The following is a 6,551-nucleotide window of genomic DNA, read 5'->3' as shown; positions in this document are numbered from 1 at the left end:
AACTAACGATTTAAATACAGACCTAGTTCAAACTATTTTTTTGCCTTCTAAACGGCTAAAAAAAATCTTTTGAACGTCGAAATAATAACAAAAAAAAGGTCAACCTATTTCAGTATAATACAAAATGAGAATACGATATAAAAAGAAACAAGTAAATATTAATCTGATTTTGGGATTAATATGGCTTGCGAATGGAATAATACAAACTGGATTTAATGAAAATGCAGGTTGGTATGACTATTTTTGGTTTTTACTTTCTGGATTTTATTTGATAATGTATTTCTATCAGAAAAAAGAACAATATCTGACTATTGAAAACGGAATTATAAAGCAGAATTGGCCTTTTGGAAAAAAACTGAATCTGAATGAAATAATACGAATTAAACATTTCGCAGGAGAATACACTCTTAAATCTGAATTACAGAAAATGAAAATCAATATTGACGCAATAGATGAGGAATCATTATCTGAATTAAAAACGGAATTAAAAAAATTGAATGTCGAATGGAAATAAAAACGATTTGCCAACACCGTATAAAATTAATTGCGGTTTTTTGCTTAATCAAAGGTCGTTGCGTGTTTGTTACGTCTGATTTTCCTTCGGAAAATCCTCGCATACAAACCCGCAACTAATCTTATACAAACACGTTAGCCAATATATAAGAAAAATGGACACACTTAAAGAAAAGTTATCTGAATATTTAAATGAAAATTATTTTTTCATTGAGGCTGAAATTTATTCTTATTTCAATAAAAAGCCAATTATATTTTTTGTTCATAAGAAAGATTTATTTTACAATAGAAATAGAGAGCGAATTGAAAAATTAAATCATTTAGATTTTTTACAGGAGAATAATTATCCAAATAAATGGAAAACGTTTGACAAATCAATACATATAAAATGGTTTTCAGACGAGTTTAAAATGAAAGGTTTAAAATTTAAAACAAGAGATGTAAAAATTGTGTTAGCTGAAATGTTTGAAAGTTTTAATCTTGCAAAAAAATTAAAATTACCAAATGAAATAATTGAAATACTGAAAAATTAACGAATTGATTGCCGTAAAATAAAAACAATCGAAAATGAACTTGAAAGAGAAAATCAGAGCTTCAGTTTGAATGAAATAATTTATTTCAATTTAGAAAAATCGAATCTTTCAAATCCTGGAATAATTTTAAATAATGACTCAAATGAAAATTTGAAAATATTATACTTTACGAATTTAGATAAAAACAATTTTGAATCTAATAAAACTGAAATTAATGCTTGGAATATTAAAAAAGTAACTAATAGAGAAATCGGAAAAACACCAGAACAAGCTAAAAAAAATAGTTATTTATAAAATACATTGGCTAACACCGTGTATAATTAATGGCTGGTTCTCGCCTACTTACGAAAATCCTTGCGGATTTTCTATCTGTGATTTATTTGCTAAATTAGGTGCTTAAAACACGCCACTAATCATACACAAAACCGTTCTACGCAATTTAAAACGAACATCGTGCTTAACAACAAAACTTATTAATTAATTTAAAAATAGAAAATTATGGCAAAATCAAGTGGAATGAAAAACGCACCAAGTACAACAGGAAATCCATCTGGAAAAGGAAGAAGTAATGCACCAAGTAAATCTGGTGGAAGTTCAAAAGGTTCTTCTTCTGGTTCAAAAGGTGGTTCTAAAAAGTAAGAATTTAAAAAACACGGTTAGAAACAACTAATCGTGTTTTTTAATAAAAATAGAAATGAAGAAAATACAAGAACTTAATCCATCTACTGACGAACTTTTAAATTTGGAATATAAATTTCAAACTGAACTAACCGAAAAGTTGGATAATGTGAAATCTAACTTTAATCAGGAACTGATAAATGAAATTGTATTGTGGAAAACCAACCGTTACGCAGAATTGAATAACGAAACGTTGAATTTGATAAATAAAATCGACCGAAAAGGGGAATTTATAGATTCTGCCCTGACTGGAGAAATCCTAATGCTTTTGCTCGAAACGAAAGGAATTCGCTTACCAATGGCTTCGACAATTTTGAGATTTAAAAATCCGAAAATCTATCAAATTATCGACCAAAGAGTTTATCGAGTGATTTACGGAGCCGAATTGAAATTAAAAACGAACTTAAACGATAACATAATTCAGTATTTGGACTATTTAACCGAATTGAGAAATATTTGTGATTTATACCAAATTCCATTCTCTGAATCTGACAGAATTCTTTACGAATATGACAAAATTATGAACTTGGAAAAAATAAAATACTGAATAAAAACTGCGTAGAACACCGTGTATAATTCATTGCTAGTTATAGCCTACTTACGAAAGTCCTCGCGGACTTTCTATCTGTGATTTATTTGCTAACTTTAGTGCTTAAACACGCAACGAAATCATACACAAACAGTTACCACACATTTGACCAAAACTTATGACAAAGACAATATTTATAATTTTAATTACACTTTTTTCAATACAAATCAATGCTCAAACAGTTGATGGGAAAATAGAAAAACTATTAGAATTAGATGCAACAATAAGTAACATTGAGAAAATAATAACTCAAACAATCGAATATCAAAAGAAAAGTAATTTCGGAATTTCAGACAATTTTTGGGAAGCATTGGAAAAAAAAGTTTCTAAAAAATCTTTGGCTGAACTTAAACTAATAGTAATACCAATTTATTCTAAAAATTACACAGAAATTGAAATTGATAATCTTATAGCATTTTATAATTCAGAAACTGGTAAGTTAATTATCGAAAAACAACCAATTATAATGGAGGAATTAAATCTGCCATTAATGCAGTGGTCACAAAATTTAGGTTCATATGTAATTGAAGAAATTGAAAATAAAGGTAAAAACGAATCTAGTTCTGATGAAATAGAAAAATTCAAATCAGAATTCAAAGCAAAATATGGATTACAAATACTAAATCTGACTGACCTTGCAATTGACCAAGAAAATAATATTGGAGATTTATTAATCGACTTTGGAAAAACGGACGGTAAAGAAGACATAACCAAGATAATTCGAGTAAAAAATAATTCCAATAAGGAAATTGAATTTCAAGAGCCAAAATTTTTAAGTAACGAAGTCATAAAATTTGATTTAGGAAATAAACCTCTTGAAGTTGGGGAAACAAGAGATTTAAAAATAACTTTAATCGCTGAATTAGCGGAAAACAAAAGTTATTCAATGTCGAGTATTGATTACAATAATGGAGATAGAATCCAATTCGGAATTAAATATGACGCGCCTGCAAAAGAAATTAGTTTTGAGATTTCTGATAGAAAATTGAAGTTTAAAAAACTAAAGCAAGACTTCTCTAGACCTTATGTTTTCATCTTAAAAAATACAGGCAAAAAAGAATTTTACATTTCTGACATTGAATTAGATAAACAAATTGCTTACTTGAACTGGAATAAAGAGACTATTAAACCAAATGAAGAAACTGAAATCAGAGTAGTTTTTTCAAAACAATTAATTACAAAACAGAAAAATACAGATTTGAAATTGGAAGTCGATTTAACGAAAGGAGAAAAAGGAGGATTTTCTAGTTTTGCTAACGAAACGATTGAATTGATAATTGAATAAAAAACGTGTGGTAACACCGTATATAATTTATTGCTGGCTTCTCGCCTACTTACGAAAGTCCTCGCGGACTTTCTTGGTCGCTAATTATTTACTAAATTAGTTGCTTAAACCACGCAACAAACCATATACAAACACGTTGTAAGTAATTTTGACAAAACAAGAAACTATTTAGATTACCACAAATAATTTATAATACATATTTAAAATAAAAACTATGAAAAAAATATTACCCTTACTCTTATTATTATTCTCAATTTTTAGCTATTCTTCAGAAATCAATGGAAACGTATTTCTAGACAACACTTCTGACCATAGCGGAATTGTTATTAAATTTAATCCTGTTTCACCAAGTGCTGTTTACATTGAAGGTGTTTCAAATTCCATTGGTGAATATAGTATAACTGTTGTTAATGGTGTTTACAACATTAGCTATGAAAAAGATGGTTATCAAACCTACACAATTACCAACCAATTAATTAGTACAGATGACACATTAACCAGTGTTACGTTAAACTCAAATACTGCTGTTAATGTTTCTGGGAATATTTCAGGAAATTGGACAAATAATAATACTTATATCGTTAATGGAGATATAACCATACCACCTAGTCAAACTCTTAACATAGAACCAGGAACTGAAGTAAGGTTTGACGGATACTATTCTTTAATAGTAAATGGTACTTTAACAGCAGTTGGAACTGAAAACAATAAAATTAATATTACTTCCAATAGCACAAATCCTACTAATAATGATTGGAACCAAATAAAAATCAATTCAACTTCTGCCTCATCTGAAATTAATTATTGCGTAATAGAATATGGTCATATTACGGATTTTGCAGAGACAGGCTTCATAGAGATTAATGGAGAAGTAACTATCTCAAATTCTACAATCAAAAATTCAAATGGTCCTGCAATAAAAATAGCTCTGAATTATTCAGGCGATGTCTTAATTGATAATTGTGAAATTAATGATAGTAATTATGGTATTTACAATAGTGGAATAGGTGAAATACTTATTACTAATAATAGAATTTTTGATATAAACACTATAGGAGTTTATGAAAACATTTACGATTCGCAAACAACTATAAGAAATAATATTATATATAATTGTCCTTATACTGGAATAACCTCTCATAGTGATATACTAATTGAAAGAAATATTCTATTCAATAATGGTCATGGTAATCCATATGGCGCAGGTGTATTTGTAGTAGACGGCACACCAATAATAGCAAATAACACGATGTTTTCTAACAAGAATGGAGTAGGGATTTATGATAACGATTTTTATAATCCACAACCAATTATAAATTCCAATATTATTATAAATAATAGTGATTACGGTATAATATCTCAAGGTGAATTCCAACCATCTGTAGTGGCTTACAATTTATTTAATAATAATACCAATGGTGTTGGAAATAATATACCAGTTGGTGTTGGATTAGTTATTACAACAAATGCTAATGGAACCGATTCAGATGCTTATTATAATATTTTTTCTTCTGCTCAATTAATTTCCATAAATCCTACAGATTCAAATTTTTGCGAATTAAATTCTATTTCAGATGCCATAAATGCTGGTGACCCAAATATTGTAAACAACTACAATTCTACAGTAATAGACATTGGTGCAAAAGAAAGTTCAGAAACCTTATCTATTAATGGGTTTTCAAACTATGACTTTATTATTTATCCCAACCCTGTAGTAAACGAAATTAAAATTCAATCAAAAAACACTCAATTATTTGACAGAATCGTAATTTATAATATAAAAGGTCAAATCATAAAAGAATACAATTTAGAAAATTCAAAAAGCGAATATAAATTAGAGAATTTGAATAATTTAAAATCTGGAATTCATCTTATGAGTATTTATAATAATTTCAAAAAAATTCATGAGATTAAATTATTGAAAAAATAAAAACTACTTACAACACCGTGTATAATTCATTGCTAGTTATAGCCTACTTACGAAAGTCCTCGTGGACTTTCTATCTGTGATTTATTTGCTAACTTTAATGCTTAAACACGCAACGAAATCATACACAAAACCGTTGTAAGTAATTTCCTAACTGAACTCAAAAACAATAACAATTAATGGATTACGGAATAATTTACTTTATAATATTCGCTGTTATAATGATAGTAATCTACCAAAACAAGAGAGTTAATAACAATCGAGCAAAGGAAATATTAACTGAATTGGAATCTGAATTTCCCAAAAGTTTTAAAGTAAATGGAGAAGTGAAATTTTCGAAACTTCGTAAATTGCTAGATGTGAATTTAAAAATATCACACACTCAAAACGATATAATAATTAGTGGATTTGATTACTATAATGATAGACAAACGACCTTTATTTTTTACAACAATAAAGACTTGAACTCATTAACAAAACTTGCAATTCCAAAATATTTAATCTCTAGTATAAAAATTTTAGAAAATGATAAAATAATTATAGAAAGTGGAGAAAAAATAAAAATTACGCTGAATTACAAAAAATACGGAAAAGAAAAGCTGGAACTAAAAGAAATTGAATTTGACAAACTGATTAGAAAACTGAATAAAAACTACTTACAACACCGTGTATAATTAATTGCTTTTTTAGGCTTACTTACGAAAATTCCTGCGGAATTTTCTCTGGTCCGTAAAAGTTTGCTAAATTAGCTACCGAACCACGCAACTAACCATACACAAACACGTTGTACACCATTTGACCAATGTACTTTCCTGAAATAGGTTGACTAAAAATTCATCATTTAATGATAGTCACTTATGAAAGCACAAAAAGAACACTGGCGAAAAAAAAGCTATAATAAAGCAACTTTAGAACTCAAATTATTCGTCGTTGACCAAATTCAGAATGGTCAGATTTCTACAAACTTTGCATCTAAAAAATATGATGTTCCCAGAACAACTATCTCCTATTGGATTAGAAAATACA

8 protein-coding genes are annotated in these 6,551 nt (G+C 28.1%); all 8 read left to right on the top strand.

All coding sequences use genetic code 11. The features are described 5' to 3' along the window. Positions 1 to 124 precede the first annotated feature (124 nt). The 8 genes from QMA06_RS16270 to QMA06_RS16235 all read left to right on the top strand — a co-directional run bounded on the left by QMA06_RS16270 (position 125) and on the right by QMA06_RS16235 (position 6,199). Entirely contained in the window at positions 125 to 514 is a 390-nt protein-coding gene (locus QMA06_RS16270) for a hypothetical protein (RefSeq protein WP_290207975.1), read from the top strand. 154 nt (positions 515 to 668) lie between these two features. Further along, positions 669 to 1,046, top strand: coding sequence for a hypothetical protein (locus QMA06_RS16265; protein ID WP_290207974.1), 378 nt, complete (start codon positions 669 to 671; stop codon positions 1,044 to 1,046). A 150-nt stretch (positions 1,047 to 1,196) separates the two neighbouring features. Then, the gene (locus tag QMA06_RS16260) at positions 1,197 to 1,340 is read left to right on the top strand and encodes a hypothetical protein (RefSeq protein ID WP_290207973.1); all 144 of its coding nucleotides are present in this window, start codon (positions 1,197 to 1,199) and stop codon (positions 1,338 to 1,340) included. A gap of 204 nt (positions 1,341 to 1,544) precedes the next feature. Further along, on the top strand, positions 1,545 to 1,685 hold the full coding sequence (locus tag QMA06_RS16255) for a hypothetical protein (protein WP_290207972.1): 141 nt from the start codon (positions 1,545 to 1,547) through the stop codon (positions 1,683 to 1,685). A 55-nt stretch (positions 1,686 to 1,740) separates the two neighbouring features. Then, the gene (locus QMA06_RS16250; RefSeq protein ID WP_290207971.1) at positions 1,741 to 2,271 is read left to right on the top strand and encodes a hypothetical protein; all 531 of its coding nucleotides are present in this window, start codon (positions 1,741 to 1,743) and stop codon (positions 2,269 to 2,271) included. Between the two features lie 160 nt (positions 2,272 to 2,431). After that, complete coding sequence (locus QMA06_RS16245; RefSeq protein WP_290207970.1) at positions 2,432 to 3,598, top strand: DUF2059 domain-containing protein; 1,167 nt, start codon at positions 2,432 to 2,434, stop codon at positions 3,596 to 3,598. Between the two features lie 214 nt (positions 3,599 to 3,812). Further along, entirely contained in the window at positions 3,813 to 5,528 is a 1,716-nt protein-coding gene (locus QMA06_RS16240) for a right-handed parallel beta-helix repeat-containing protein (RefSeq protein WP_290207969.1), read from the top strand. A 176-nt stretch (positions 5,529 to 5,704) separates the two neighbouring features. Further along, entirely contained in the window at positions 5,705 to 6,199 is a 495-nt protein-coding gene (locus tag QMA06_RS16235) for a hypothetical protein (protein ID WP_290207968.1), read from the top strand. Positions 6,200 to 6,551 lie beyond the last annotated feature (352 nt).

Source organism: Winogradskyella bathintestinalis (genome assembly GCF_030407435.1).
In the GTDB taxonomy this organism is placed as follows: Bacteria; Bacteroidota; Bacteroidia; order Flavobacteriales; family Flavobacteriaceae; genus Winogradskyella; species Winogradskyella bathintestinalis.
The sequence above is the reverse complement of the archived record's forward strand: the minus strand, read 5'-3'. Positions and strand labels throughout refer to the sequence as shown.

Coding starts and splice junctions, on each gene's coding strand:
- QMA06_RS16245 (WP_290207970.1), top strand. CDS start 2,432: ATGACAAAGACAATATTTATAATTTTAATTACACTTTTTTCAATACAA.
- QMA06_RS16255 (WP_290207972.1), top strand. CDS start 1,545: ATGGCAAAATCAAGTGGAATGAAAAACGCACCAAGTACAACAGGAAAT.
- QMA06_RS16270 (WP_290207975.1), top strand. CDS start 125: ATGAGAATACGATATAAAAAGAAACAAGTAAATATTAATCTGATTTTG.
- QMA06_RS16250 (WP_290207971.1), top strand. CDS start 1,741: ATGAAGAAAATACAAGAACTTAATCCATCTACTGACGAACTTTTAAAT.
- QMA06_RS16265 (WP_290207974.1), top strand. CDS start 669: ATGGACACACTTAAAGAAAAGTTATCTGAATATTTAAATGAAAATTAT.
- QMA06_RS16235 (WP_290207968.1), top strand. CDS start 5,705: ATGGATTACGGAATAATTTACTTTATAATATTCGCTGTTATAATGATA.
- QMA06_RS16240 (WP_290207969.1), top strand. CDS start 3,813: ATGAAAAAAATATTACCCTTACTCTTATTATTATTCTCAATTTTTAGC.